This window comes from Pseudomonas sp. MSSRFD41 (assembly GCF_014230245.1).
GTDB lineage: Bacteria > Pseudomonadota > Gammaproteobacteria > Pseudomonadales > Pseudomonadaceae > Aquipseudomonas > Aquipseudomonas piscis.
On record NZ_JACKZK010000009.1, the window covers coordinates 113,854 to 139,095 of the forward strand.

Annotated in this window: 21 protein-coding genes and 3 pseudogenes; 18 read left to right on the plus strand and 6 right to left on the minus strand. The window is 67.0% G+C overall.

Annotated features, from left to right (window positions below; translation table 11 throughout):
• The first annotated feature begins 70 nt into the window (after positions 1–70).
• Positions 71–1,291 (plus strand): multidrug effflux MFS transporter, encoded by a 1,221-nt coding sequence (locus H7A76_RS15765; protein ID WP_185699345.1) that lies wholly within the window; start codon positions 71–73, stop codon positions 1,289–1,291.
• Between the two features lie 59 nt (positions 1,292–1,350).
• Here H7A76_RS15765 and H7A76_RS15770 read toward each other — a convergent pair whose 3' ends face one another.
• The 3 genes and pseudogenes from H7A76_RS15770 to H7A76_RS32810 form a co-directional block, all read right to left on the minus strand.
• The gene (locus H7A76_RS15770) at positions 1,351–2,529 is read right to left on the minus strand and encodes a pyridoxal phosphate-dependent aminotransferase (protein ID WP_185699346.1); all 1,179 of its coding nucleotides are present in this window, start codon (positions 2,527–2,529) and stop codon (positions 1,351–1,353) included.
• 83 nt (positions 2,530–2,612) lie between these two features.
• Complete coding sequence (locus tag H7A76_RS32805; RefSeq protein ID WP_409299628.1) at positions 2,613–3,476, minus strand: methyl-accepting chemotaxis protein; 864 nt, start codon at positions 3,474–3,476, stop codon at positions 2,613–2,615.
• Positions 3,471–4,604: pseudogene (locus H7A76_RS32810) on the minus strand (MCP four helix bundle domain-containing protein); the annotation flags it as partial. The pseudogene H7A76_RS32810 and the gene H7A76_RS32805, both read right to left, overlap by 6 nt.
• 35 nt (positions 4,605–4,639) lie before the next feature.
• Between H7A76_RS32810 and hpaB the strand changes: the two are divergent.
• From hpaB to H7A76_RS15820, 9 genes and pseudogenes are all read left to right on the plus strand, one after another.
• On the plus strand, positions 4,640–6,202 hold the full coding sequence (gene hpaB, locus H7A76_RS15780; RefSeq protein ID WP_185699347.1) for a 4-hydroxyphenylacetate 3-monooxygenase, oxygenase component: 1,563 nt from the start codon (positions 4,640–4,642) through the stop codon (positions 6,200–6,202).
• Positions 6,203–6,256: 54 nt separating this feature from the next.
• Complete coding sequence (gene hpaC / locus H7A76_RS15785; RefSeq protein WP_185699348.1) at positions 6,257–6,769, plus strand: 4-hydroxyphenylacetate 3-monooxygenase, reductase component; 513 nt, start codon at positions 6,257–6,259, stop codon at positions 6,767–6,769.
• 171 nt (positions 6,770–6,940) lie between these two features.
• Entirely contained in the window at positions 6,941–7,918 is a 978-nt protein-coding gene (locus tag H7A76_RS15790) for a helix-turn-helix transcriptional regulator (RefSeq protein WP_185699349.1), read from the plus strand.
• Positions 7,919–8,055: 137 nt separating this feature from the next.
• A complete protein-coding gene (locus H7A76_RS15795; RefSeq protein WP_185699350.1) occupies positions 8,056–8,928 on the plus strand; it encodes a transporter in 873 nt (290 codons plus the stop codon).
• A 23-nt stretch (positions 8,929–8,951) separates the two neighbouring features.
• A complete protein-coding gene (locus H7A76_RS15800) occupies positions 8,952–10,130 on the plus strand; it encodes an MFS transporter (RefSeq protein WP_185699351.1) in 1,179 nt (392 codons plus the stop codon).
• Positions 10,131–10,145: 15 nt separating this feature from the next.
• Positions 10,146–11,267: a class II histone deacetylase gene (locus H7A76_RS15805; protein ID WP_185699352.1), complete on the plus strand. Its 1,122-nt coding sequence runs from the start codon at positions 10,146–10,148 to the stop codon at positions 11,265–11,267.
• A gap of 49 nt (positions 11,268–11,316) precedes the next feature.
• Positions 11,317–11,850: pseudogene (locus tag H7A76_RS15810) on the plus strand (2,4'-dihydroxyacetophenone dioxygenase family protein).
• A 32-nt stretch (positions 11,851–11,882) separates the two neighbouring features.
• Positions 11,883–12,088: pseudogene (locus tag H7A76_RS32345) on the plus strand (MFS transporter); the annotation flags it as partial.
• A gap of 219 nt (positions 12,089–12,307) precedes the next feature.
• On the plus strand, positions 12,308–13,978 hold the full coding sequence (locus tag H7A76_RS15820; protein ID WP_185699354.1) for a GMC family oxidoreductase: 1,671 nt from the start codon (positions 12,308–12,310) through the stop codon (positions 13,976–13,978).
• 26 nt (positions 13,979–14,004) lie between these two features.
• Here H7A76_RS15820 and hpaA read toward each other — a convergent pair whose 3' ends face one another.
• Positions 14,005–14,958, minus strand: coding sequence for a 4-hydroxyphenylacetate catabolism regulatory protein HpaA (hpaA, locus tag H7A76_RS15825; protein ID WP_185699355.1), 954 nt, complete (start codon positions 14,956–14,958; stop codon positions 14,005–14,007).
• 204 nt (positions 14,959–15,162) lie between these two features.
• Here hpaA and H7A76_RS15830 point away from each other — a divergent pair, with 204 nt between their 5' ends.
• From H7A76_RS15830 to hpaI, 8 genes are all read left to right on the plus strand, one after another.
• Positions 15,163–15,834, plus strand: coding sequence for a fumarylacetoacetate hydrolase family protein (locus H7A76_RS15830; protein WP_185699356.1), 672 nt, complete (start codon positions 15,163–15,165; stop codon positions 15,832–15,834).
• Entirely contained in the window at positions 15,831–16,610 is a 780-nt protein-coding gene (locus H7A76_RS15835) for a fumarylacetoacetate hydrolase family protein (protein WP_185699357.1), read from the plus strand. The genes H7A76_RS15830 and H7A76_RS15835 overlap by 4 nt, the downstream gene beginning before the upstream one ends.
• The gene (hpaE, locus tag H7A76_RS15840; RefSeq protein ID WP_185699358.1) at positions 16,607–18,067 is read left to right on the plus strand and encodes a 5-carboxymethyl-2-hydroxymuconate semialdehyde dehydrogenase; all 1,461 of its coding nucleotides are present in this window, start codon (positions 16,607–16,609) and stop codon (positions 18,065–18,067) included. Before H7A76_RS15835 ends, hpaE begins: the two co-directional genes overlap by 4 nt.
• A gap of 53 nt (positions 18,068–18,120) precedes the next feature.
• On the plus strand, positions 18,121–18,978 hold the full coding sequence (gene hpaD / locus H7A76_RS15845; RefSeq protein WP_185699359.1) for a 3,4-dihydroxyphenylacetate 2,3-dioxygenase: 858 nt from the start codon (positions 18,121–18,123) through the stop codon (positions 18,976–18,978).
• A gap of 127 nt (positions 18,979–19,105) precedes the next feature.
• Positions 19,106–19,492 (plus strand): 5-carboxymethyl-2-hydroxymuconate Delta-isomerase, encoded by a 387-nt coding sequence (locus tag H7A76_RS15850; RefSeq protein WP_185699360.1) that lies wholly within the window; start codon positions 19,106–19,108, stop codon positions 19,490–19,492.
• Between the two features lie 54 nt (positions 19,493–19,546).
• Entirely contained in the window at positions 19,547–20,854 is a 1,308-nt protein-coding gene (locus H7A76_RS15855) for an MFS transporter (protein WP_185699361.1), read from the plus strand.
• A gap of 2 nt (positions 20,855–20,856) precedes the next feature.
• The gene (gene hpaH / locus H7A76_RS15860) at positions 20,857–21,660 is read left to right on the plus strand and encodes a 2-oxo-hept-4-ene-1,7-dioate hydratase (protein WP_185699362.1); all 804 of its coding nucleotides are present in this window, start codon (positions 20,857–20,859) and stop codon (positions 21,658–21,660) included.
• 10 nt (positions 21,661–21,670) lie between these two features.
• Positions 21,671–22,471, plus strand: a complete 801-nt coding sequence (gene hpaI, locus H7A76_RS15865) for a 4-hydroxy-2-oxoheptanedioate aldolase (RefSeq protein ID WP_185699363.1) — start codon at positions 21,671–21,673, stop codon at positions 22,469–22,471.
• Positions 22,472–22,643: 172 nt separating this feature from the next.
• Here the strand turns inward: hpaI and H7A76_RS15870 are convergent, their stop codons facing one another.
• Together H7A76_RS15870 and H7A76_RS15875 are read right to left on the minus strand one after the other, a co-directional pair.
• Positions 22,644–23,795, minus strand: coding sequence for a glycerate kinase (locus H7A76_RS15870; RefSeq protein WP_185699364.1), 1,152 nt, complete (start codon positions 23,793–23,795; stop codon positions 22,644–22,646).
• A gap of 291 nt (positions 23,796–24,086) precedes the next feature.
• Entirely contained in the window at positions 24,087–25,220 is a 1,134-nt protein-coding gene (locus H7A76_RS15875) for a sugar diacid recognition domain-containing protein (RefSeq protein ID WP_185699365.1), read from the minus strand.
• Positions 25,221–25,242: the final 22 nt, after the last annotated feature.

The following is a 25,242-nucleotide window of genomic DNA, read 5'->3' on the forward strand; positions in this document are numbered from 1 at the left end:
GGTAAATGGCTCTGCGCATTAAACCATAAAGCCCTTAACGTCCCGGCCAAGCCCTTGTTGCGAGCCGACCATGCGACCGACCACCGATACCCCGCCCCTCTCTCCCGCCGCCGCGCAAGACCTGGCCCCCTGGCTCTGGACCTTGCTGTTGCTGGTGGTGGTCTGCCTGCCGCGGATCAGCATCGACCTGTACCTGCCGGCCTTGCCGGCCATGGCCGACGAACTGGGGGCCAGCGATGCCCAGCTGCAACTGACCCTGAGCCTGTACATGCTCGGCTACGCCCTGTCGATGCTCCTGGGCGGACCGCTCTGCGACCGGTTTGGCCGGCGTCCGGTGCTGCTGTGGGGCATGGCGCTGTTCCTGCTGGCCACCCTGGCCTGCATGTTCGCCAGCCGGGTCGAGGTATTGATGGCCGCCCGCCTGCTACAGGCCCTGGGTGGCTGCTGCGGCACCCTGGTGGGCCGGGTCATGGTGCGTGATCGCTGCCCGCCGGCGGAACAGGCGCGGCTGCTGGGCCTGTTGTCCATGGGCATCGCCTTATCGCCGATGCTGGCACCAGTTCTTGGCAGCCTGCTGGAGCAATTGCTGGGCTGGCGCGGCCTGTTCCTGGCCCTGGGCCTGGTGGCGGCCGCGGTGTGGCTGCTGATGCTTGCCAGGCTGGCGGAGACCCGCGTGCCCCAGCCCCTGGCAACGCCCCGGGAAAGCCTGCCACGGCTGTACCTGCGCTTGCTGGGCACGCGCTACTTCATGCGTTACTCCCTGGCCATCGGCTGCCTGTACTGCACTTATTTCCCCTTCATCCTGCAATCACCGGCCTTGCTCCAGCGCGGCCTGGGCCTGTCCTCGGGCAGCTATGCCCTGGTGTTCGCCGCCACCGTGGCCGGTTACCTGCTGGGCTCACGCCTGTTCCAGCACCTGGCCCCCAGGCTCGGCGCCGACCACCTGATCGCCCGCGCCACGCTGCTGAACCTGCTGGCGGCAGGCTTGCTGCTGGCCACCCGCAGCTTGTGGCCCGACAGCTTGCTGGCCATCGTCCTGCCGATGCTGGCGATCATGCTGTCGGTGGGCCTGGCGATTCCCGCCTGCCAGCTGGCGATCCTGCAACCCTATGCGGCGGTGGCCGGCAGTGCCTCGGGCCTGTTCTTCTTCATCCAGATGGCCATGACCGCTGCTTGCGGGCTGCTGGCCAACGCCCTGGCCGACAGTGCTGCCGGGTCCTTGCAAGCCCTGACTGGCCTGTTCAGCCTCGCCCTGGGCCTGGCCTGGTACGCCCTGCGCCCCAAGCCATAGGCCAGCCGGCACGTCATCGACGGCCACCGCGAAGCGGATCGATCGCATGACAGCTCTAGTCATTGCACAGGCAATTGCGCGGTGAAGCGGGCGATGCGCCGGCAGGCTTCGGCCAGCTGCTGGCAATCCAGCACCAGGGCGATACGCACGTGCCCGACGACGCTGGGGCCGAAGGCATCCCCGGCCAGCACCGAGACGCCATGGCCCTCCAGCAGGCCATCGGCGAAGGCCTGGGCACCCAGCCCGGTGCGGCGGATATCGACCAGGACGAACATGCCGCCATCGGGGCGCACCGGTTGCAAGCCGGGGCACTCTTGCAGCATCGAACACACCAGGTCGCGGCGCCGGCGGTACTCCTGGCGCATCAGCAGCAATTCCGGCAAATCGCTGGACAGCGCCACCACCGCGGCGTTCTGGATGAACTCGGGCAAGCCGTAGAGCATGCACAGGGCCAGGTTGCCCAGGTGCCCGGCCAACACCGGCGGCGCGATCACCCAACCGATCCGCCAGCCGCTCATGGCATGGGACTTGGACAGGCTGTTGATGGTGGCGGTGCGCTCGCCCATGCGGGGCAGGCTGCCCGGGCTCAGGTGCTGCCCCTCGTAGAGCAAGTCGCTGTAGACCTCATCGCAGATCAGCCACAGGTCGTGCTCCAGGCACAAGCGCGCCAGGGCCTGCCAGTCATCCAGGGACAGGCTGGCGCCAGAGGGATTGTTCGGGCTGTTGAGCAGCATGGCCCGGGTGCGCGGGCCGATCCGCGCGGCGACGTCCAGCGGGTCGACGCAAAAGCCGCGCTCGGCCCGCACCGGCACCGGCACCACGGTCGCGCCGCAGGCGCCGATCACCCCTTCGTAGGTGACGTACATGGGTTCGGCCACCAGCACCTCGTCACCTGGGCCCACCAGGCACTGGGCCACCGAGAACACCGCACATTGCGCCCCCGGCAGTACCACCACATGCTCGGCATCCACCACCTGGCCACTGCGTTGGCGATGGCAACGGGCGATGCAACTGCGCAAGGCCAGGTTGCCGCGTACGTCCGAATAATGGGTATCGCCGGCCAGCAAGCTGTCGATGGCCGCCTGGACCACCGGGCCCGGAGTATCGAAGTCCGGGTCGCCCACCGTCAGCAGCAGCACGTCGCGTCCCTGCTCGCGCAGGGCCAGGGCTCGGTAATGGATGTTCCAGGCCGCGGAACCTGCGCCGACGATCCGCTGGGTCAGGGCTGAGTAGCGCATGGCTTTCTCCTTGAAAGACGCCTCAGCCCAAACCCTAGGTGCTGCAACCCGACTCGTCGAGCGCCGCCCGCGGCGGCCTCAGGTCAGATCACGAAGCGCGCGACCATGGCGTTGAGTTCTACCGCCAGGCGCGACAGCTCATGGCTGGCGGCGCTGGTCTGGTTGGCCCCGGCCGCCGACTGGGTGGCCAGGTCGCGGATATTCACCAGGTTGCGGTCCACTTCGCGGGACACCTGGGCCTGCTCTTCCGAGGCGCTGGCGATCACCAGGTTGCGCTCGTTGATCTGGTTGATGGATTCGGCGATCTGCTCCAGGGCCTCGCCGGCGGCGCGAGCCAGGTCCAGGGTGCTCTGGGTGCGCTGGTTGCTCTGCTGCATCGACTCCACGGCCTGGCCGGTGCCGTTCTGGATGCCAGCCACCATCTTCTCGATCTCCTGGGTCGACTGGGCGGTGCGATGGGCCAGGGCCCGCACTTCGTCGGCCACCACCGCGAAGCCGCGCCCGGCCTCGCCGGCCCGGGCGGCTTCGATCGCAGCGTTCAACGCCAGCAGGTTGGTCTGCTCGGCAATCGCGCGGATCACGTCCAGGACCTTGCCGATGTCCCGGCCCTGGGTGGCCAGGCCCTCGATCATCACCGAGGTGTCCTGCACGTCGTGGGCCATGGTCTGGATCGCCTCGACGGTCTGCACCACCCGGTCGCGGCCGTCACGGGCAGCCTGGGTCGACTGCTGCGAAGCCTCGGAAGTGGACACCGCGTTGCGTGCCACCTCCTCCACTGCCGCGGTCATCTCGTTGACGGCGGTGGCGGCCTGCTCGATCTCGGTGTTCTGCTGCTGGACGCCACGGGAGGTTTCCTCGGTCACCGCGCTCAGTTGCTCCGAAGCCGAGGCCACCTGGGTCGCCGAACCGGCGATCTGCTCGATGGTGCGGCGCAGGCTGGCCTGCATCTCGGCCAGGGCCTGCAACAGGCGCGCCGGTTCGTCCTTGCCGTCGACCTCGATGCTCTGGCGCAGGTTGCCGCCGGCGATCACCTCGGCGGCGTTCAGCGCCTTGTTCAGCGGGAGGACGATGCTACGGGTCAAGAGCAACGCCAGGATGATGGTCAGCGCGGCAGCGATCAGCGCGACGATGACGATCCCGGCGATCGCGCTGCCATAGTGCTCGCCAGCGGCCTTGGAGGCGGCCGTGGCATCGGCGGCGTTGAAGGCGATCAACTGGTTCAGTTGCTCGCCCATCTGGTCGGTGCCGTCCTTGATCCGGGTGTTGATCAACTGGCGCATTTCATCGAGCTTGTCCTGGCGTGACAGTTCGAGCATCTCCTTCTGTGCCTGCAGGTAGTTCTCCAGGGTGGTGGAGAAGGTCTTGTACAGCGCCGCCTCCTGGGGCCCCGCCGGCAGCGCAGCGTAGCTGGCCTGGGCCTGGCGCACCTTGTCCACCAGCGCGCCGATGCGCGTCTGGGCTTCGGCCAGGCCTGCCGGCTCACGGTTGACCAGCACCCGGAACGACAGGATCCGCAGGCGCAGGACGTTCTCCGTCAGGTTGCCGAGGAAGGCGACGCTGGGTAGCTGGTTGCTCTCCATGTCGACCGACGCTTCGCGGATGATCGACATGCGATTGACCGCAAACACCCCCAGCACGATGACCAGCAGGGCGATAAAGGCAAAACCGAGGAAAGCTCGAGGGGCGATATTCAGGTTACGCAGGGTCATAGGGCGACTCTCGAAGGAGAACGGGATGATTGCATCCATGCCATGGGACCACCGGTGCATCGGGGGCTGTACCGGCGAGCAACACTGCGGCACCAAAGTCCGTGGGCCTATTGTGGATATCGGCCGACGTTGCGCTTTCATATGGCTGATCTGCAAAAAAAATCCTGAAAATGACCCGCGATTCAGGACGACAACGAAATAACGCGAAGTGAATCGATAAAGCACCGGCGAGCCGTCCAGGCGCGGGCAAAAAATCGCTGTTCCGGCGTTTTTGTTCCGGTTCGCGGCGGTTCCCTGCCACCCCATGGAAAGTGCAAGCCATTCGCCGAAAAAGCCATTTCTCCCCTGCTTGCCGCTGCCCATCATGGTCCCGGTCAATAAAAACAACGCCGAGACTGGATATGAAACCCGAAGACTTTCGTGCCTCCCCCGATCGCCCGCTGACCGGCTCCGAATACCTGGCCAGCCTGCGCGACGACCGTGAGATCTACATCTATGGCGACCGGGTCAAGGACGTCACCACCCACCCGGCCTTTCGCAATTCGGCCGCGTCCATGGCCCGCCTGTACGATGCCCTGCACGACCCGGCCACCCACGAACAACTGTGCTGGCCCACCGACACCGGCAATGGTGGCTACACCCACAAGTTCTTCCGTTCGGCCAGGAGCCCCGACGAGTTGCGCCAGCAGCGCGACGCCATCGCCGACTGGTCGCGCCTGACCTACGGCTGGATGGGTCGCAGCCCCGACTACAAGGCGGCCTTCGGCAGCGTGCTGGGAGCCAACGCCGAGTTCTACGGGCCCTTCGCCGACAACGCGCGGACCTGGTACAAGCGTATCCAGGAGGCCTGCCTCTACCTCAACCACGCCATCGTCAACCCGCCCATCGACCGCGACAAACCGGTGGACCAGGTCAAGGACGTGTTCATCTCGGTGGACCAGGAAGTCGAAGGCGGGATCATCGTCAGCGGCGCCAAGGTGGTGGCCACCAACTCGGCGCTGACCCACTACAACTTCGTCGGCCAGGGCTCGGCCCAGTTGCTGGGGGACAACACCGATTTCGCCCTGATGTTCATCGCGCCGATGAACACCCGGGGCATGAAGCTGATCTGCCGCCCCTCCTATGAACTCCAGGCCGGCATGAGCGGTTCGCCCTTCGACTACCCGCTGTCCAGCCGCTTCGACGAGAACGACGCGATCCTGATCATGGACAAGGTATTCATCCCCTGGGAGAACGTACTGATCTACCGCGACTTCGAGCGTTGCCGGCAGTGGTTCCCCCAGGGCGGGTTCGGCCGCTTGTTCCCGATGCAGGGCTGCACCCGCCTGGCGGTCAAGCTGGACTTCATCAGCGGCCTGCTGGTCAAGGCCCTGCAATGCACCGGCGCCCTGGAGTTCCGTGGGGTCCAGGCCCAGGTCGGCGAAGTGGTGGCCTGGCGTAACTTGTTCTGGTCCCTGACCGACGCCATGCACGGCAATGCCAGCGAGTGGCAAAACGGCGTCTACCTGCCCAGCGCCCAGGCCCTGCAGGCCTATCGGGTGCTGGCGCCCCAGGCCTATACCGAGATCAAGAAGATCATCGAGCAGGTGGTGGCCAGCGGCCTGATCTACCTGCCCTCCGGTTCCCGAGACCTCAAGGACCCTGTGCTTAACCAGTACCTGGGCACCTATTGCCGTGGTTCGGGAGGCATGGGCCACGAGGAGCGGATCAAGATCCTCAAGCTGTTGTGGGATGCCATCGGCACCGAGTTCGGCGGCCGCCACGAGCTGTACGAGATCAACTACGCCGGCAGCCAGGACGAGATCCGCATGCAGTGCTTGCGCCACGCCCAGGCCAGCGGCTCGATGCAAGCCATGACCGCCCTGGTGGATCGCTGCCTGGCCGATTACGACCTCGACGGCTGGACCGTGCCGCACCTGACCAACCCCGACGACATCAACATGCTCGATCGCATCCGCCAGTAGTCGTGCGCAGCGAGGGCCACGTGCCCTCGCCACCCAGGCCTTCGGAGAACCCTCATGTCCATACTCGACCCCAAGCAACTCGCCTTTCGCAACGCCATGGCGCACATGACCGCGGCGGTCAACGTCATTACCAGCAATGGCCCGGCCGGCCGTTGCGGCATCACCGCCACGGCGGTGTGCTCGATCACCGACAGCCCGCCGACGCTGATGGTCTGCGTCAACCGCAACAGCGCCCTGAACCCGGTGTTCAAGGGCAATGGCCGGCTGTGCGTGAACATCCTCAGCGGCGCCCATGAAGACCTGGCCCGGCACTTCGCCGGCATGACCGGCGTGGCCATGGACCAGCGCTTCGGCCTGCACCCCTGGCGCGACGGCCTGCAGGCCCTGCCGGTGCTGGAGGATGCCCTGGCCAGCCTGCAGGGACGGATCACCGAGGTCCAGGAAATCGGCACCCACTCGCTGATGCTGGTGGAGCTGGACGAGATCAGCGTGCAGGAGCGCGGTGATTCGCTGGTGTACTTCAGCCGCAGCTTCCACCGCCTGCCCCGGCCCTGCCAGGCCGCCTGAACTCGGCCCTCCCGGCCTGGACCTCATGCCGCCTCCTGCATCTGTAGGATGGCGGCCAACGGTCCAGGCGCCGATACTCGACCCAGGCCCTGCCCACGCCTGCCCTGGCGTACCGGCCGTCGATCCTTCAGTGACGAAAACAATAACAACGTCGCCCCGAGGTACCGCGCCATGAGTCGATCCCAGCCCCCTGCGCCCGGCCGCTTGCAAGCCTTCAGCGAACTGGTCCTGGCCTTGCAGCAACTGGCCCAGAACAAGGACATCGAGCAGCTGCACCCGCACGCCCTGGCCCGCATCGCCAGGTTGCTGCCCTTCGACAGCGCCTGGTGGGGCCGCTCGGCCCTGGTGAACGGCGTGCCGGACGAACACAGTTGCTACCTGTACCGCCTGCCCCCCAGCTACCTGCCGGACTGGCAATCGATCCGCCATGTCGATGTCACCGTGAGCCGGGTGCACCAGGTCCCGGGCCGCTCGGTGATCGTCGACATGGCCGATCCGGACAACGGCGCCGGCCTGAACTGGCTGGGGCGCCTGTACAACATCGGCGAACTGCTGTGCGTGGTGCACATCGACCCCCATACCCACCTGAGCAGCCACCTGGCCCTGTACCGCCAACCCGGCGCAGCGCGTTTCACCACCGACGACCGCGAGTTGCTGGACAACCTGATGCTGCACCTGGTGGCGGCGGTCTCGGCCAACCAGATTCGCACCCTGGTGGCCACCCGCGAGCAACTCACCCGGCCACGCAACCTGGCCCTGGCGGTCTGCGACCAGCGCGGCGTGCTGCACTGCGCCGAGAGTGGCTTCGTCGAACTGCTGCTCAACGAATGGCCGCACTGGAGCGGCCCGCAGCTGCCGCAATCCCTGGAGCTGGGCAACTACGAAGGCAAGTGCCTGCACGTGGAGTCCCAGGCGGTGGGCGACCTGTTCCTGCTGGCGGCCCGCAGCCGCACCTTGCTGCCCCAGCTCAGTCCCCGGGAAAACGAGGTCGCGCAAAGCTTCGGCGACGGCAAGACCTACAAGGAAGTGGCGCGCGACCTGGGCATGTCGCCCAACACCGTGCGCCATCACATCCGCGCCATCTACAGCAAGCTTGGGGTCAAGGACAAAGCGCGCATCGCCCAGCTGCTGCACGCCCCGCCCGACTGACCCTCGTAGCGCCTTCCCACGCTGATTCGCGCCGTCACCCGTGACGGTCACGGGCAGCCCTTGCCCGGTTTCCAGCCCCTGCCGCCTGCCGGCAAGCCGTGCGCCGCACAACAACGCCAACACGAGACGCATCGCCCATGACCAGGAACCTCATCCGTACCGCGCTCGCCGTGGCCAGCACCCTGGCCAGCCTGTCGCCCCAGGCCGCCGATCTCAACGCCCGGGATTTCTTCGCCGCCCCGGTAGGCACCAGCCTCGGCGTGCTGTACCTGCCCGCCACCCGCGCCGACAGCTTCCATGGCCCGGCCGACACCACCGGCAAGGCCGACCTGCGGGTCAATGCCATGGCCTACCGCCAGGTGTTCTTCAGCAACCTGTGCGGCACCCTGTGCACACCGCAGTTCATCGTGCCCTTCGTCGACACCGATGCGCGCCTGCCCGGTGCCGCGCGCCGTAGTCGCGAGAGCGGTTTCGGCGATCCCCAGGTGGGCGGCACGCTGTTCTTCATCAACCAGCCGCAAAGTCGCACCTACAGCGGCTTGCTGACCCTGATCACGTTGCCGGTGGGCGAGTACCACAGCCGCGAGCCCGGGGTCTCGCCAGGGGCCAACCGCTGGGGCGCGACCTTCGTCTACAACTACACCCAGGGCCTGGGCGAGAAGTGGGTCCTGGAGGCCAACCTCGAAGCCCAGTTCTACGCCACCAACGATGACTACCTGGGCAGCGACCTCAAGCAGGACCCGCTGTACCGCCTGCAAGCCTTCGCCTCCTACGACTTCACGCCCAGCACCTACGGCGCCCTGCGGCTGATCCAGGCCGATGGCGGCGAACTGCGCATCGACGACCGGCGCATCGACGACACCCACCGGCGCTACGCCCAGGTCGGATTCGAGCTGGGCCACTGGCTGGACTCACGCAACCAACTGATGTTCAGCCTGTCGCGCAACGTCGCCACCGACAACGGTTTCGCCGGCACCGACGCCCTGTTGCGCCTGGTCCACGTGTTCTGACCCCCGCCCGAGGAAGCCCGTCCATGCATAGCCATAACCCTGCCCTGAGCGACACCGCGCCATCGGCCCGCCAACCCCTGGGGCTCCTGGCGGCCATCGTGCTGTTCGCCGCCATCACCCCCGCGGTGCTGCTGATGGCCCCGGCCATCGCCGCGCAACTGGCCAGTCAGTGGCAACTGAGCCCGACCCGGATCGGCGACCTGTTCAGCGCCGAGCTGGGGGCCATGAGCCTGGCCACCCTGCCCGCCATCTGGTGGCTCAAGCACCTGGACTGGCGCCGCGCAGCCTTGTGCAGCGCGGTGCTGTTCATCGCCGCCAACCTGCTGTCGATGCTGGTCCATGACTACTGGCTGTTGCTGGTGGCGCGTTTTTGCAGCGCCCTGGCCGGCGGCTCGCTGATGATCATCTGCCTGGCCAGCGCCGCCGCCAGCCCCAACCCCAGTCGCGCCTACGGCTTCTGGGTGATGGGCCAGCTGGTGTTGGGGGCCATTGGCCTGAGCCTGCTGCCGCTGCTGTTCGAGCACTTCGGCCTCGGCGCCTGCTACCTGATCCTGGCGCTGCTGATGGTGCTCTGCCTGCCCCTGGCCCGCTGCTTTCCCGCCGGCGCCGAACCGTCACTGGACGCCGCCACGCCAGCCCCGCCGATCTCCTGGCTCAAGGCCGGCCTGGGCATCCTCGGCATCCTCGCCTTCTACATCAGCCTGAGCGGGGTCTGGACCTTCATCGGCGCCATCGGCAGCCAGGCCGGGCTCTCGGCCCAGGCCAGCGGCGACATCCTGGCCATCGCCACCCTGATGGGCATCGTCGGCGCCCTGTGCGCCACCTTGTTCGGCGACCGCCTGCCCGGCAGCGGCCTGTTGTGGCTGGGCTACGGCCTGATGGCCGGCTCGGTGCTGGTGCTGTACGGCCAACCGCAACTGGCGCGCTTCGCCCTGGCGGCCCTGGTGTTCAAGTTCACCTGGACCTTCATCCTGCCGCTGGTGTTGGCGCGCCTGGCGCAGATGGATCGCAGCGGGCGCCTGATGAACGCCTCCAACCTGGTGATCAGCGTCGGCCTGGCCATCGGCCCGGCCCTGGCCGGACGCCTGATCGAAAGCAGCGGCGGCTTCCACGGCCTGCTGCTGGCCGGCGCCGCCCTCACCCTGCTGTCCCTGGCCCTGGTCCTGGGCTGCCGCCCCACCCGCTCGTCACCATTTTCTTGAACGATGGATGTCACCATGACCTGCAAAACCGCGTTTTTCTTCGATGAACTGTGCCTGTGGCACAGCGCCAGCCCCCACAGCCTGACCCTGCCGGTAGGCGGTTGGGTGCAGCCACCGGCAGCCGCCGGACATGCCGAGTCGCCGGAAACCAAGCGCCGGCTGAAAAGCCTGATGGATGTCAGCGGGCTGACCCGGCAACTGCAACTGCGCAGCGCCGAACCGGCCAGCGACCAGGACCTGCTGCGGGTCCATGGCGCCGCCTACCTGCAACGCTTCAAGGCCCTGAGCGATGCCGGCGGCGGCGAGCTGGGCGACCAGGCACCGGTGGGGCCCGGCAGTTATGAAATCGCCAAGTTGTCCGCCGGGCTGGCCATCGCCGCGGTGGAGGCGGTGCTCAGCGGCGAGGCCGACAACGCCTACGCCCTGTCCCGGCCACCGGGGCACCACTGCCTGGCCGACCAGGCCATGGGGTTCTGTTTCCTGGCCAACATCGCCATCGCCATCGAGGCGGCCAAGGCCCGCCACGGCCTGGGCAAGGTAGCGGTGATCGACTGGGACGTGCACCACGGCAACGGCACCCAGGCGATCTTCGAGGAGCGCGCCGATGTGCTGACCCTGTCCCTGCACCAGGACGGCTGCTTCCCGGCCGGCTACGGCGGCGAGCAGGACCGTGGGCGCGGCCCGGGCCTGGGCTACAACATCAACGTTCCGTTGCTGCCCGGCGGCGGGCACGACGCCTACCTGCAAGCCATGCAGCGCATCGTGGTGCCGGCGCTGGAGCGCTTCGAGCCGCAACTGATCATCGTCGCCTGCGGCTACGACGCCAACGCCGTGGACCCGCTGGCGCGGATGCTGTTGCACAGCGACTCGTTCCGCGAGATGACCCAGTGCCTGCGCGACGCCGCCGCGCGCCTGTGTGGCGGGCGCCTGGTGCTGGTGCATGAGGGCGGCTACTCCGAGGCCTATGTGCCGTTCTGTGGCCTGGCGACCCTGGAGGCACTGTCGGGCATCCGCACCGCGGTCACCGACCCGATGCTGGAGTTCGTACGCCTGCAACAGCCCAAGGAACCGGCCCTGGCCCTGCAACGCCAACTGCTGGAGCGCCAGGCCCAGGCCCTCGAGGCCTTCGCTCGCTGACCCCGCGGGCATTGCACCAACGACGCCACGACAACCAGAGAAACCGACCATGCCTGAAGCCGCCACCCGAGAGTTCTGGAAAGACCTGCAGCCCATCGCCGACTGCTTCAAGCCCGACGCCAGGCCCGAGGTCTACCTGCCCGACGCCGCCAGCGACGACCTGAGCCTGTACGTACCTTTCACCGAGACCGTGTCTTCGCGCCCGCTGTGGATCTCCCCCAGCGAGAACCGCTGGTGCGACATCCTGATGGCCCGCAGCGCCGGGCTGGTCAACCGCCACTATCACCCCCACGAAGTCTTCGCCTACACCCTGTCCGGCAAATGGGGCTACCTGGAGCACGAATGGACCGCCACCGCCGGCGACTTCGTCTAAGAGCCCCCAGGCGAAGGCCACACCCTGGTGGCCTACGCACATGAGCAGCCGATGCGGGTGTTCTTCATCGTCAAGGGCCCGTTGATCTGGCTCGACGAACGGGGCGAGCCCGACGGCTACTTCGACGTGCACTCCTACATCGCCCTGTGCCGTGCGCACTACGAAAAGATCGGCCTGGGCGCGGCCCCTATCGACACCCTGTTTCGCTGATCACTGCCTCGACCTGCGTGCGAAGAACCACCATGGCTTGTAAAAACAACCAGGCCAGCGACGAGAACACCTTGCCGGGGAGCTGTTCCTGACCTTCGGCTTCGTATTTTTCGACCGCCTGGCGCTGTCCTTGCTGTTCCCCTTCATGGCCGGCAAGTTGCAACTGGGCAACCGCCACCTGGGCTTGTTGTCTTCGGTGCTGGCCCTGACCAGGGTGGTTTCCGCGGCGCTGGTGGGGCCTGGCCGAGGCCTACGGCTGGCGCCATGCGTTCAGCATCTCGCCGGTGCCCGGTTTGCTGATCTGGCGCTACGTCCAGCCGGATGCACCCAGCCGCGCAGCATCTGCACAGGGCCCGAGCGACCACGGCTTTGTCGTCGGCCTGCAAGTGGCTCTCGATGTCGCCTCGCTGCTAGGTTTGTGAGACGGACTTTCCCTGACTGCCATGAGGCAAGCGCCATGAACAAGACTGCGCCCCACAGCTACGACTACATAGTGATCGGTGCCGGCTCCGCCGGTTGCGTGCTGGCCAACCGACTGTCCGCCGACCCTGGCGTACAGGTGTGCCTGGTGGAAGCCGGTCCCAGCGACCGTACATGGCTGCCGGGAGCCTATGTCCGCACGCCAGCGGGCCTCATCCGCCTGATCGCCAACCCGCGCTGGAACTGGATGCACGCCTTCAGCGCCCAGGCCAGCAGTGGCGACCGACCGATTCCTTGTCCCCGGGGCCGGGTCTGGGGCGGGTCCAGCGCCATCAACGGCATGATCTACATCCGTGGCCACCGCCACGACTACGACCAATGGGCCGCCGCCGGCAACCAGGGCTGGAGCCATGACGAGCTGCTGCCCTATTTCAAGCGCTCGGAACACTTCGAGCCCGGGGACGCGCCCTGGCATGGCCGCGGCGGCGAACTCAACGTCGCCGAGCAGCGCAGCCCGAGTCCGGTCAACCGGGTGTTCTTCGAGGCCGCCGCGCAGTTGGGCTGGAGCTACAACCCGGACTTCAACGGGCCGGAGCAGGAAGGTTTCGGTCCCTTTCACGTGACCCAGATCAACGGTGAACGCTGCAGCTCGGCCCGGGCATTCCTGCACCCGATCCTGCAACGATCGAACCTCACGGTGCTCAGTTCCACCCTGACTCACCGTGTACTGCTGGAGGGCAAGCGCGCCACCGGCGTGGAAGTCAGCCAGGATGGCCAGGCGCGCCAGCTGTTGGCGCGGCGCGAGGTGATTCTCTGCGCCGGGGCGATCAATTCGCCGCAACTGTTGCTGCTCTCGGGGATTGGGCCTGCCGAGGAACTGCAGCGCCACGGTATTGCCCAGCGTCATGCCTTGCCCGGGGTCGGCCACAACCTGCAAGACCACCAGGACATTGTGTTGATGTACCGCTGCCGCCCCGCATTGAGCTATGGCCTGTCGCCCCGGGGCCTGCTGCCCCTGGCCCTTTCGCCCTGGCAATACCTGGCCCGGCGCCGGGGGCCACTGACCTCCAATACCGTGGAATCCGGAGCCTTCCTGCGCCTGGACCCAGACTCGCCAGTGCCTGAGCTGGGCTTGATCGTCGCCCCGGGCCTGAGAAACCAGCCCCAGCGCCTGATCCCGGTGGGCCATGGCATCAGCCTGCACATGGCGGTGATGCATCCACTGAGCCGTGGCCGGGTGCGCCTGGCCTCGGCCGACCCGCAGGCCAAGCCATTGATCGAAGCCAACTTCCTCAGCCATCCGCAGGACCTGCACAAGCTGGTGGAGGGCCTGCGCCTGGTACGCCGGCTGGCGGCGACCCGGGCCTTCGCCCAGCACCTGCAAGGTGAGCTGGTGCCCGGGCCACAGGTGCAGAGCCAGGAACAGATCGAACAGTGGATCCGGCACAACCTGGGCACGGTGTTCCACCCGGTGGGCACCTGCAAGATGGGCCATGACGAATGGGCGGTGGTGGACGACCAGTTGCGGGTCCACGGCCTGCAAGGGCTGCGGGTGGCGGACGCCTCGATCATGCCGCAGCTGATCACCGGCAACACCAATGCCCCGGCGATCATGATCGGCGAAAAGGCCGCCGACCTGGTGCTGGCCGCCCGGCGAGCCGATTCGCAGGCCACGGTTCTGGCACCTGAACCTGAAGCATTGCGATAACGCCAGGACCAGCCGGTGCCCGTGGTTCAGCCGGCACGGGTAGCGCCGCCCATGGACGGCATTCCCCAGGTGCCGGCCCCAGGTTGCCGGGCCTTGCTCTGGCGGTATTCGCCCGGGGTCATCCGTGCATAGCGCTGGAAAAACCGGCTGAAATAGGCCGGGTCCTTGAACCCCAGCTGGTAGCAGATTTCGTTGGCCGAGCTGCCGGTGAACAGCAACAGGCGCTTGGCCTCCTGCATCAGGCGCTCGTACACCAGGTGCTTGGACGGCAAATCGGCGATGCGCCGGCAGATATCGTTGAGCCGCGCCTCGGTCACCCCGATCTGCCCGGCATAGCGCCCCAGGGGCCAGTGCTCCAGGTAGTGCGCCTCGATCAGCTCGTTGAAGCGATGGAAGATCTGCAGGTCTTCGTGGCGCGCCGGGCGGGCTTCCAGGGAGTTGGCCGAGAGCCGCAGCAGGCTGATCAGCAGCAACCGGGTCAAGGCTTGCAGCGCCGGCTCGCGCCCGGCCCCCTGCCCGTCGATCTCCTGCTGCAACTCATGGAACAGGCATTCCAGGCGCCGCACCTCGCCGGCGAACCCGGCACCGAGCCGGCCCAGGGCCACGCACGCCGGCGGCACCTGGGGAGCCGGGGCCAGGGCCGGGTCCGCGCCGATCAACTCCCATACCAGTTGCTGGCGCACCGTGAGCACATGACCCTCGGCATCGGCCTCGGTGACGAAGGCATGGGCGATGGTCGGCGGCGTGAGGAAGAACATCGGCCCGGACTCCAGGTATTGCCGGTCGTCGAGGTAGACGCGCACCGCGCCGCTTTGCACGTAGTGCACCTGGAAGAACCGGTCATGGCGATGCACCGGCATGTTGCGGCCGAAAAAACCGGCCAGGTTGCTCAGCTTGTCGTAGTGCACCTGGGCATCGGCGTAGCGCTGGTCGTAGACCTGGCCGATGTTGATGTTGGGGATCGGTTGGCGTGGGTGCATGGCGCCCCTCTCTTGTTGTTTTCAGCACGCGGGCCTGGGCCATCCTGGGTGATTCGCCGCGTCCCCGCCAGGGTGCGGCACAACAGGCAAGACAGCTGCTTGACGATCGTTAACATATTAAATATAACGTTAATACATTAACGAATTCATCCCGCGACCGGCAAGCGCCGCACGGGCCCGAGACCCGCAACCAGGAGACGCTCGATGAGCCGAGCCTTGAACGACCACGCTGGCGGCACCCTGTTCGGCGTGGCGCTGAACTACCAGGGGTTGCTGCACGAGCATCTGGAGCGCTTCAACCAGCCGCCCTACCAGAAGCCGCCGGTGAAGCCGGTGCTGTTCATCAAGACCCCCAACACCCGCAACCAGCACGACGGCGCTGTCGAGCATCCGGCCGGCGAACGCCTGCAACCGGGCCCGGCCCTGGTCGTGGTGATCGGCAAGCGCGCCAGCCGGGTCAGCGAGGCCCAGGCCCTGGAACACGTGGCCGGCTATACCATCGCCAACGAATTCAGCCTGCCGGAGGACAGCTACTACCGCCCGGCGGTCAAGGCCAAGTGCCGCGATGGCTTCTGCACCCTGGGCCCGGTCCTGGTGCCGGCCGCCGAGGTCGCCGACCCGCAGGCGCTGACCATCAAGCTGCTGGTCAATGGCCAGGTGGTGCAGGAAAACACCACCGCCAACCAGGTCCGCAGCGTGGCCCGACTGATCGCCGAGCTCAGCGAATTCATGACCCTGGACGTCGGCGACGTGCTGCTCACCGGCACCCCCGAAGGCCGGGTCGACGTGCGGCCCGGTGATCGGGTCGATATCGAGATCAGCGGCCTGGGCCGCCTCACCAACCACATCGTCGCGCCACAGGAGGCCCGCCCATGAAACACGCCCGCATCCTGTTCGAAGGCAAGGTCCACAAGGGCCTGGTCGACGACCAGCACAACGTGCGCCTGGCCGATGGCCGCGTGCTCGGTGAGCACCAGGTCACCTGGCTGCCACCCGCCACCGGCAACATGTTCGCCCTGGGCCTGAACTATGCCGACCACGCCCGCGAGCTGGCCTTCACCCCGCCCACCGAGCCCCTGGCGTTCATCAAGTCGCCGGGCACCTACACCGGCCACAACCAGCGGACCTGGCGCCCGGATGGCGTCGCCTACATGCACTACGAGTGCGAGCTGGTGGCGGTCATCGGCAAGCCGACGAAGCACGTCAAGCGCGCCGACGCCCTCGACTACCTGGCCGGCTACACGGTGTGCAACGACTACGCCATCCGCGACTACCTGGAAAACTACTACCGCCCCAACCTGCGGGTGAAGAACCGCGATGCCACCACCCCGGTGGGCCCCTGGATCGTCGACGTCGGCGACGTGCCCGATCCCGGCAACCTGACGCTGCGCACCTGGATCAACGGCGAGCTGAAGCAGGAAGGCACCACCGCGGACATGATCTTCGACATTCCCTACCTGATCGAATACTTCTCCAGCTTCATGACCCTGCAACCGGGCGACATGATCGCCACCGGCACCCCCGAGGGCCTGGCCGACGTGGTGCCGGGCGATGAAGTGGTGGTGGAAGTGCAAGGCGTGGGGCGCCTGGTCAACCGAATCGTCAGCGAAGCCGAGTTCTTCGCCCATCCAGCACAAGGGGCAACAGCATGATCAAGCATTGGATCGACGGCCGCGAAGTCGCCAGTCGCGACACCTTCGTCAACTACAACCCGGCCACCGGCGAGGCCATCGGCGAAGTCGCCAGCGGCGGTGCCGAGGAAGTGGCCCGTGCGGTGGCCGCGGCCAAGGAAGCGTTCCCGAAATGGGCCAACACCCCGGCCAAGGAACGCGCGCGCCTGATGCGCCGCCTGGGTGAGCTGATCGACCAGAACGTACCGCAACTGGCGGAGCTGGAGACCCTGGACACCGGCCTGCCGATCCACCAGACGCGCAACGTGCTGATTCCCCGGGCCTCGCACAACTTCGACTTCTTCGCCGAGGTCTGCACCCGCATGGATGGCCACAGCTACCCGGTGGACGACCAGATGCTCAACTACACCCTGTACCAGCCGGTGGGGGTCTGCGCCCTGGTGTCGCCGTGGAACGTGCCGTTCATGACCGCCACCTGGAAGACCGCGCCCTGCCTGGCCCTGGGCAACACTGCGGTGCTGAAGATGAGCGAGCTGTCGCCGCTGACCGCCAATGAACTGGGACGCCTGGCCGTCGAGGCCGGCATCCCCAATGGCGTGCTCAACGTGATCCAGGGCTATGGCGCCACCGCCGGCGATGCCCTGGTGCGCCACCCGGACGTGCGCGCCATTTCCTTCACTGGCGGCACCGCCACCGGCAAGAAGATCATGCAGACCGCGGGCCTGAAGAAGTACTCCATGGAACTGGGGGGCAAGTCGCCGGTGCTGATCTTCGAGGACGCCGACCTGGAACGGGCCCTGGACGCCGCGCTGTTCACCATCTTCTCGCTCAATGGCGAGCGCTGCACTGCCGGCAGCCGGATCTTCATCCAAGAAAGCGTGTACCCGCAGTTCGTCAAGGAGTTCGCGGCCCGGGCCAAGCGCCTGATCGTCGGTGACCCGACGGACCCCAAGACCCAGGTCGGCTCGATGATCACCCAGCAGCACTACGACAAGGTCACCGGCTACATCCGTATCGGCATCGAGGAAGGCGCGACCCTGCTGGCCGGTGGCCTGGAGCGGCCGGCCGGCCTGCCGGCGCACCTGTCGCGCGGGCAGTTCATCCAGCCCACGGTGTTCGCCGACGTGGACAACAAGATGCGCATCGCCCAGGAAGAGATCTTCGGCCCGGTGGTGTGCCTGATCCCGTTCAAGGACGAAGCCCAGGCCCTGGCCCTGGCCAACGACACCGAGTACGGCCTGGCGTCCTACATCTGGACCCAGGACATCGGCAAGGCCCACCGCCTGGCCCGGGGGATCGAGGCCGGCATGGTGTTCATCAACAGCCAGAACGTGCGCGACCTGCGCCAGCCATTCGGCGGCGTCAAGGGCTCGGGCACCGGGCGCGAAGGGGGTGAATACAGCTTCGAGGTGTTCGCCGAGATCAAGAACGTCTGCCTCTCCATGGGCAGCCACCCTATCCCGCGCTGGGGCGTGTAAGGTTCAGGACCGTCCCGGATCCCCCAACAATAAGATGTTTCAGGAGAAGCACCATGGGCGAAGTCGTCATGGCCGCCAAGGTCTGCCACGTTCCATCGATGTACCTGTCCGAGTTGCCGGGCAAGCACCACGGCTGCCGCGAGGCGGCCATCGCCGGGCACAAGGAGATCGCTCGCCGGGCCCGTGAGCTGGGCGCCGACACGGCGGTGGTGTTCGATGTGCACTGGCTGGTCAACAGCGGTTACCACATCAATTGCGGCGAGGTGTTCAACGGCACCTACACCAGCAACGAGCTGCCGCACTTCATCAAGAACATGACCTACGACTACCCGGGCTGCCCGGCGCTGGGGGAATTGATCGCCGCCGAGGCCAACGCCGCCGACGTGCGTACCCTGGCCCATAACATCCCCAGCCTGGAGCTGGAGTACGGGACCCTGGTGCCCATGCGCTACATGCACATGGACGTGCCCGCCGCCGAGCATTTCCAGGTGGTGTCCATCGCGGCCTGGTGCGCCTGGCACACGCTGGCCGACAGCTTCACCTTCGGCGCCGCCGTGCGCCGGGCCATCGAGAAGAGCGAGCGCAAGGTCCTGGTGCTGGCCTCCGGTTCCCTGTCCCACCGGTTTTCCGATGACCGCGAGGCCGAGGCCAACATCCACAACTGGACCCGGGAATTCGACAAGCAGGTCGACCAGCGCGTGGTGGAGTTGTGGCAGCAGGGCCGCTTCCGCGAGTTCTGCGCGATGCTCCCCGACTACGCCGAGCACTGCTATGGCGAAGGCAAGATGCACGACACGGCGATGCTCCTCGGGCTGCTGGGCGGCCCCGAGTACAACCGCCCGGCCGAGATCGTCACGCCGCTGTTCGGCAGCTCCGGCACCGGCCAGATCAATGCCATTTTTCCGTTGTGAAGGCCGTGTAAAGCGGCAAGCTGCAAGAAAACGTCAAGAGCAGCGGTGAGCCGCGAGCCCCAGCCACAAGAGATCCCTCTTGCAGCTTGCGGCTTGCCCCTTGCCGCTGCCTCCAAAGGAGGTTCCCGTGCCGCATTTCATCGCTGAGTACACCGACAACATCGAAGGCCAGGCCGACCTGCCGGGGCTGTTCGAAAAGGTCCACGACTACCTGGGCGCCAGTGGCGTGTTCCCCCTGGGCGGCATCCGCAGCCGCGGGGTGCGCCTGGACACTTGGCGCATGGCCGACGGCAAGCATGACTACGCCTTCGTCCATATGCGCCTGCAAGTGGGGGCCGGGCGCGACCTTGAAACCCGGCGCCAGGTGGCCGAGGGCCTGTTCGAGATCATCAAGGCGCACTTCGCCCAATTGCAGGCTCAGCGCTTGCTGGCCCTGTCGTTCGAGATGAGCGAGTTGGAGGCCGAGCTCAACTTCAAGCACAACAACGTCCACGCCTTCCTCAAGTCGCTGTAGCCGCCGTAGCCGGCGGCTTGCGCAACCCACAAGAACAACAACGAGGCCACGCCCATGTCCCGCCCCGCCATTGCCCAGGCCCCGCTGGCCGAGGCCAACGATTGCTATCGCAAGATCACCTGGCACCTGATGCCATTGCTGTTCGTCTGCTACATCTTCGCCCACCTGGACCGGATCAACATCGGCTTCGCCAAGTTGCAGATGACCCAGGACCTGGGCTTCAGCGACAGCGTCTACGGCCTGGGCGCCGGGTTGTTCTTCATCGCCTATGCGCTGTTCGGCGTGCCCAGCAACCTGGCCCTGGAGCGGGTCGGGCCACGGCGCTGGATCGCCCTGCTGATGCTGGTCTGGGGCCTGTTGTCCAGCGCCCTGATGCTGGTCCAGGACGCCTGGGGTTTCTATGTGCTGCGCTTCTTGCTGGGGGTGGCCGAGGCCGGCTTCTTTCCCGGCATCCTGGTACTGCTCAACCGCTGGTTCCCGGCCGAGCGCCGTGGCCAGGCCACCGCGCTGTTCGCCATCGCCGTGCCCATGGCCGGAGTCCTGGGCGGCCCGCTGTCGGGCTGGATCCTGGAGAACTTCCATGACCGCGGCGGCTTGCGCGGCTGGCAATGGATGTTTTTGATCGAGGGCCTGCCGGTGGTGCTGCTCGGGCTGCTGGTGCTCAAGGCATTGCCGGACAGCATCGAGCAGGCCACATGGCTCAGCGCCGCGCAAAAGGCCTGGTTGCACAAGGCCCAGCAACAAGAGGAGCAGCGCAAATCCATCAACCGCTTCAGCGACATTCTCAAGGACCGCCACGCCTGGCTGTTGGTGGGCATCTATTTCGCGGTGATGCTGGCGGTCAACACCATCGCCTTCTGGATGCCGAGCCTGATCCATCATTCCGGCGTGGCCGGGGACAGCGACGTTGGCCTGCTCAGCGCCCTGCCCTACCTCGCCGGTTGCCTGTTCATGCTGGCGGTCGGCCGCTCCTCGGACCGCCTGCGCGAACGCCGCTGGCACCTGGCCGTGCCGCTGCTGATGGCCTGCCTGGGCCTGGTGCTGACCGCCCTGGCGCCGCAGAACCCCTGGCTGGTGATGTTCGGCCTGCTGGTGGCGGGCATGGGCGCCAGCGCCGCACTGCCGATGTTCTGGCAACTGCCGCCGGCCTTCCTGGCCAGCAATACCCAGGCGGCGGGCATCGCCCTGATCAGCTCCTTCGGCAGCGTCGCGGCCTTCCTCGCGCCTTACCTGATCGGCGTGGTGCGTGATGCCACCCAAAGCGCCAGCCTGGCGCTGTACGCCCTGGCCCTGCTGATCGCCCTGGGCGCCTGGCTGGTGCTCCGGGTGCCGGCCCCTATCGTCAATCCACAAGAGAAATGAACATGCTCAGCCCCTCCGCCATCCAACAGGCCGCGGCGCGCCTCGATGCCGCTGAACGCAGCCGCGAACAGATCGGCCAGCTGTCCCTGGAATACCCGGATATCCGCATCGAGGATGCCTATGCGATCCAGCGCAGCTGGGTGGAACGCAAGATCCGCGACGGCCGCCGGCTGGTGGGCCACAAGATCGGCCTCACCTCCCGGGCGATGCAGGTGTCGTCGAACATCAGCGAGCCGGACTTCGGCGCCCTGCTGGATGACATGCTGTTCGATGAAGGCAGTGACATTCCCTTCCAGCGCTTCATCGTGCCGCGGGTCGAGGTGGAGCTGGCGTTCATCCTCGGCAAGCCCCTCAAGGGCCCCGGCTGCACCCTGTTCGATGTGCTGGAGGCCACCGACTGGGTGATCCCGGCGCTGGAGATCATCGACGCGCGCATCCAGCAGGTGGACCCGCAGACCCAGGCCACGCGCAAGGTCTTCGATACCATTTCCGACAACGCCGCCAACGCCGGGGTGGTACTGGGTGGCAGGGCCGTGCGCCCCGGCGACGTCGACCTGCGCAAGGTGCCGGCGGTGCTGTACCGCAACGGCGTGATCGAAGAGTCCGGGGTCTCGGCCGCGGTGCTCAACCACCCGGCCAAGGGCGTGGCCTGGCTGGCCAATAAGCTGGCGGCCTACGACGTCGGCCTGGAAGCCGGGCAGATCATCCTCGGCGGCTCGTTCACCCGTCCGGTGGCCGCACGCCCGGGGGATGTGTTCCACGTCGACTACGACCACCTGGGCAGCATCGCCTGCCGTTTCGTCTGAGGAGAACGCCATGGACATGCCGCAGAACCTGTTCAAGCAACGCTTGCAAGGCCACGAGCCACAGATCGGCCTGTGGCTGGGCCTGGCCAATGCCTACTGCGCCGAGCTGGCGGCCAATGCCGGTTTCGACTGGCTGCTGCTGGATGGCGAGCACGCCCCCAACGACTTGCGCAGCTTGCTGGGGCAATTGCAGGCCATCGCCCCCTACGGCGCCCACGGCATCGTCCGCCCGCCGATCGGCGATACCGCGCTGATCAAGCAATTGCTGGATATCGGTGCCCAGACCCTGTTGGTGCCCATGGTCGAAAGCGCGGCCCAGGCGCGCCAGTTGGTCAGCGCCATGCGTTATCCGCCCCAGGGCATTCGCGGGGTCGGCAGCGCCCTGGCCCGGGCCTCACGCTGGAACAGCATCCCCGGCTACCTGGACCAGGCCGACGAACACATGTGCCTGCTGGTGCAGATCGAGAACCTGGAGGGCTTGCGCAACCTGGACGAGATCGTCCGGGTCGAGGGGGTCGATGGCGTGTTCATTGGCCCCGCCGACTTGTCGGCGGCCATGGGTCATCGCGGCAATCCTGGGCATCCGCAGGTGGTCGCGGCGATCGAGGACGCCATCCTGCGGGTGCGCCAGGCCGGCAAGGCCGCGGGCATCCTCAGCGCCGACCCGGGCCTGGCCCGGCGTTGCATCGAACTGGGGGCCAATTTCGTCGCGGTGGGGGTGGACACCACGGTGCTGATGAAGGGCTTGCAGAACCTGGCCGGGCAATACAAGGCCCAGGACGCCCCCAGCAGCGAGGGTGGGGTCTACTGAGCGGGGCTTGCGCTAGCAAACCGTTGAAAATCTACCTGCGTCGCCATCGCTGCGTTAAAAACAAGCTGGTGCGCCAGCCCGGTCAAAATGCTCATTTACCACTCGTAAACTGCGCTTTTTCGCCTGTTTTTGCCTTGCGCTGGCTGCCTCGCCTACGTTTTTCAACGGCCTGTTAGACACTGGCCTGGCGGGTAGCGGCCAGGCGCCAGAGCCGGGCGATGTCCGCCGCCCGTTCGCGCAACAATCGCGGGGCCTCGGCGCAGGCCTGTTCCAGGCTCATGGGCCCGGAGGTCAGGGCGAAGGCCGCGTCCACGCCATGGGCGTACATCTGCTGGTAGCCCTCGCCGAGGGTGCCGGCGATGACGATCACCGGTACCCCTTGCTGGCGAGCGATCCGTGCCACGCCGAAAGGCGTCTTGCCGCGCAGGGTCTGGGCATCGAAGCGTCCTTCGCCAGTGATCACCAGGTCGGCGCCACGCACCGCCTGTTCCAACCCCACCAGCTCGGCGACCACTTCCACACCGGGGCGGAACCTCGCGCCGAGAAACGCCTTGGCGGCGAATCCCAGGCCGCCGGCGGCGCCACTGCCGGGTTCGTCACGCACGTCCCTGGGCAGCACCTGGGCGCAGAGATCGGCAAAGTGCCCCAGGGCCTGGTCCAGGGCCTGGACCTGCTGCGCCGAGGCACCCTTTTGCGGGCCGAAGATGGCCGAGGCGCCCTGCTCGCCACACAGTGGGTTGTTGACGTCGGCGGCGATCTCGAAACGCACCTGGGCCAGGCGCGGGTCCATGGCGTCGAGGTCGATGCTGGCCAGCTCGGCCAGGGCCAGCCCCCCCCGGGGCAGCACCTGGCCCCGGCGGTCCAGCAGCTTGAGGCCCAGGGCTTGCAGGGCTCCGGCCCCGCCGTCGTTGGTGGCGCTGCCGCCGATGGCCAGGATGATGCGCCGGGCGCCGGCGTCCAGCGCCGCCTGGATCAGTTCACCGGTACCGAAGGTGCTGCTGTGGCAGGCATCGCGCTGGCCTGGCGGCACCCGTTGCAGGCCACTGGCCTCGGCCATTTCGATGATCGCCGTGTGGCTCGATGCCAGCCAGCCCCAGCGAGCCTGCACTTCGCTACCCAGCGGGCCCTGGACCCGGGTGCTGCGCAGTTGCCCCTGGCAGGCGGCGAGTACCGAGTCCACCGTGCCCTCGCCACCATCGGCCATCGGGCACTGCAGCACCTGGGCTTCGGGCCAGGCCTCGGCCAGCCCCAGGGCAATGGCCTGGGCCACGCCTGCGGCACTCAGGCTGTCCTTGAACGAGTCGGGGGCGATGATGATTTTCATGGGGTTTCTCCAGTTCTCATGGCGCCATGCTGCCATTTGCCGCAGCGGCTGACGCCAGTCAGCTGCACAAGGGCGCAGGCACTTTATTGTTCATTGCTACAACCTGAACAGTCGGGATGATGGGGCGCCGTTATCCAGATGGAGCTCATGGGCCGCTTGGCGAGGATGGCGTCCTCGTGCGCAGCCTCGCAGGCTCGGCAGCGGCTACAGGGTCGTCCCGCAGGGGTAGCTGCTGTCGAGCGCCAGCGAGGCCGCGACCGGGGCGCAGCCCCCGTAATAGCGACACCGCCGTTATCCAGGAGGAAATTGGGAGGCGGGTTGCTGGGGCAGCAGTTGCACGGCCAGGTACAGCGACAGCATGCCGTCCAGGCGCAACGGGTCGACGCCGCTGAGTTCGGCAATGCGCTCCATGCGGTAGCGCAGGCTGTTGCGGTGGATGCCCAGGGCGTCGGCACAGGCCTGGCTCTGGCCGTCGTGTTCGCACCAACTGCGCAGGGTCGCGAGCAACTGTCCGTTGCCGTCCTTGGCCAGGACCTTGTGCAAGGGGCTGAGCAACTCGTCCAGGGCATCCTCGTTACGGTGGCGCCAGAGCATCACCGGCAGGCGGTAGCGGTCCAGGGTCAGCAGCCGGGTAGCAGGCAGGATGTCGCGCCCATAGGCCAGCAGGTCGCTGACCCGCCGGTAGCCGCGACGCAACCCCGGCAGGCCTTCGGCCGGGCCGCCCACCGCCACCCGCTGGATATCCCAGCCCAGGCCGACGATCCGCTCCAGCAGGCGCGGGTCGTCCAGGGTCAGGCTCGCCGGGCGGCACCAGAGCAACGAGGTTTGTGCGGCACTGACGCACCAGCTGTCCGGATAGCGGGACATCAACCAGGCGCTGAGGGTGTCGACGTTCTGCCCCGCCCCGGCTTCCAGCCCCAGCTCGAACAGATAGGGAATGCGCGCCAGTTGCGGCTTGAGGCCCATCTGCCGCGCCTCGTCCACCAGGCGCGGCGAGTCGCCGCCCTCGCCCAGCAGCAGTGCCAGCAGGTCATCGCAGCGCTGGCGGCGCCATTGCTGTTCGGCTTGCTGATGACGCTGGCTCACCAGCATTTCGGCGGTCATGCGTACCAGCTCGGCGTAGGTGCGCAGCAACGCCGGATCACCGGTGATGCCCAGCACGCCGATCAAGCGCTGGTCGTGCAACAGCGGCAGGTTGATCCCCGGTTGCACGCCCTTGAGCCGGCGAGCGGTGGGCTCGTCGATCTCCACCACCCGGCCGTTGGCCAATACCAGCTGCGCGCCTTCATGGCGGGTATTGATGCGCTCCGGCTCGCCGCTGCCCAGGATCAGGCCCTGGCTGTCCATGACGTTGACGTTGTTGGGCAGGATGGCCATCGTGCGGTCGACGATGTCCTGTGCCAGGTCATGATCGAGTTCGAACATGCTCGGTGATCCTTGGGTTGGC

What these genes read in the sequence shown, in the direction of transcription:
- hpaE (WP_185699358.1), top strand. Translation starts at nt 16,607, where the DNA reads ATGATCAAGCATTGGATCGACGGCCGCGAAGTCGCCAGTCGCGACACC.
- H7A76_RS15855 (WP_185699361.1), top strand. Translation starts at nt 19,547, where the DNA reads ATGTCCCGCCCCGCCATTGCCCAGGCCCCGCTGGCCGAGGCCAACGAT.
- H7A76_RS15800 (WP_185699351.1), top strand. Translation starts at nt 8,952, where the DNA reads ATGCATAGCCATAACCCTGCCCTGAGCGACACCGCGCCATCGGCCCGC.
- H7A76_RS15875 (WP_185699365.1), bottom strand. Translation starts at nt 25,220, where the DNA reads ATGTTCGAACTCGATCATGACCTGGCACAGGACATCGTCGACCGCACG.
- H7A76_RS15820 (WP_185699354.1), top strand. Translation starts at nt 12,308, where the DNA reads ATGAACAAGACTGCGCCCCACAGCTACGACTACATAGTGATCGGTGCC.
- H7A76_RS15765 (WP_185699345.1), top strand. Translation starts at nt 71, where the DNA reads ATGCGACCGACCACCGATACCCCGCCCCTCTCTCCCGCCGCCGCGCAA.
- H7A76_RS32805 (WP_409299628.1), bottom strand. Translation starts at nt 3,476, where the DNA reads ATGCAGGCCAGCCTGCGCCGCACCATCGAGCAGATCGCCGGTTCGGCG.
- hpaD (WP_185699359.1), top strand. Translation starts at nt 18,121, where the DNA reads ATGGGCGAAGTCGTCATGGCCGCCAAGGTCTGCCACGTTCCATCGATG.
- hpaH (WP_185699362.1), top strand. Translation starts at nt 20,857, where the DNA reads ATGCTCAGCCCCTCCGCCATCCAACAGGCCGCGGCGCGCCTCGATGCC.
- H7A76_RS15795 (WP_185699350.1), top strand. Translation starts at nt 8,056, where the DNA reads ATGACCAGGAACCTCATCCGTACCGCGCTCGCCGTGGCCAGCACCCTG.
- H7A76_RS15870 (WP_185699364.1), bottom strand. Translation starts at nt 23,795, where the DNA reads ATGAAAATCATCATCGCCCCCGACTCGTTCAAGGACAGCCTGAGTGCC.
- H7A76_RS15790 (WP_185699349.1), top strand. Translation starts at nt 6,941, where the DNA reads ATGAGTCGATCCCAGCCCCCTGCGCCCGGCCGCTTGCAAGCCTTCAGC.
- H7A76_RS15805 (WP_185699352.1), top strand. Translation starts at nt 10,146, where the DNA reads ATGACCTGCAAAACCGCGTTTTTCTTCGATGAACTGTGCCTGTGGCAC.
- hpaB (WP_185699347.1), top strand. Translation starts at nt 4,640, where the DNA reads ATGAAACCCGAAGACTTTCGTGCCTCCCCCGATCGCCCGCTGACCGGC.
- H7A76_RS15835 (WP_185699357.1), top strand. Translation starts at nt 15,831, where the DNA reads ATGAAACACGCCCGCATCCTGTTCGAAGGCAAGGTCCACAAGGGCCTG.
- hpaI (WP_185699363.1), top strand. Translation starts at nt 21,671, where the DNA reads ATGGACATGCCGCAGAACCTGTTCAAGCAACGCTTGCAAGGCCACGAG.
- hpaA (WP_185699355.1), bottom strand. Translation starts at nt 14,958, where the DNA reads ATGCACCCACGCCAACCGATCCCCAACATCAACATCGGCCAGGTCTAC.
- H7A76_RS15770 (WP_185699346.1), bottom strand. Translation starts at nt 2,529, where the DNA reads ATGCGCTACTCAGCCCTGACCCAGCGGATCGTCGGCGCAGGTTCCGCG.
- H7A76_RS15830 (WP_185699356.1), top strand. Translation starts at nt 15,163, where the DNA reads ATGAGCCGAGCCTTGAACGACCACGCTGGCGGCACCCTGTTCGGCGTG.
- hpaC (WP_185699348.1), top strand. Translation starts at nt 6,257, where the DNA reads ATGTCCATACTCGACCCCAAGCAACTCGCCTTTCGCAACGCCATGGCG.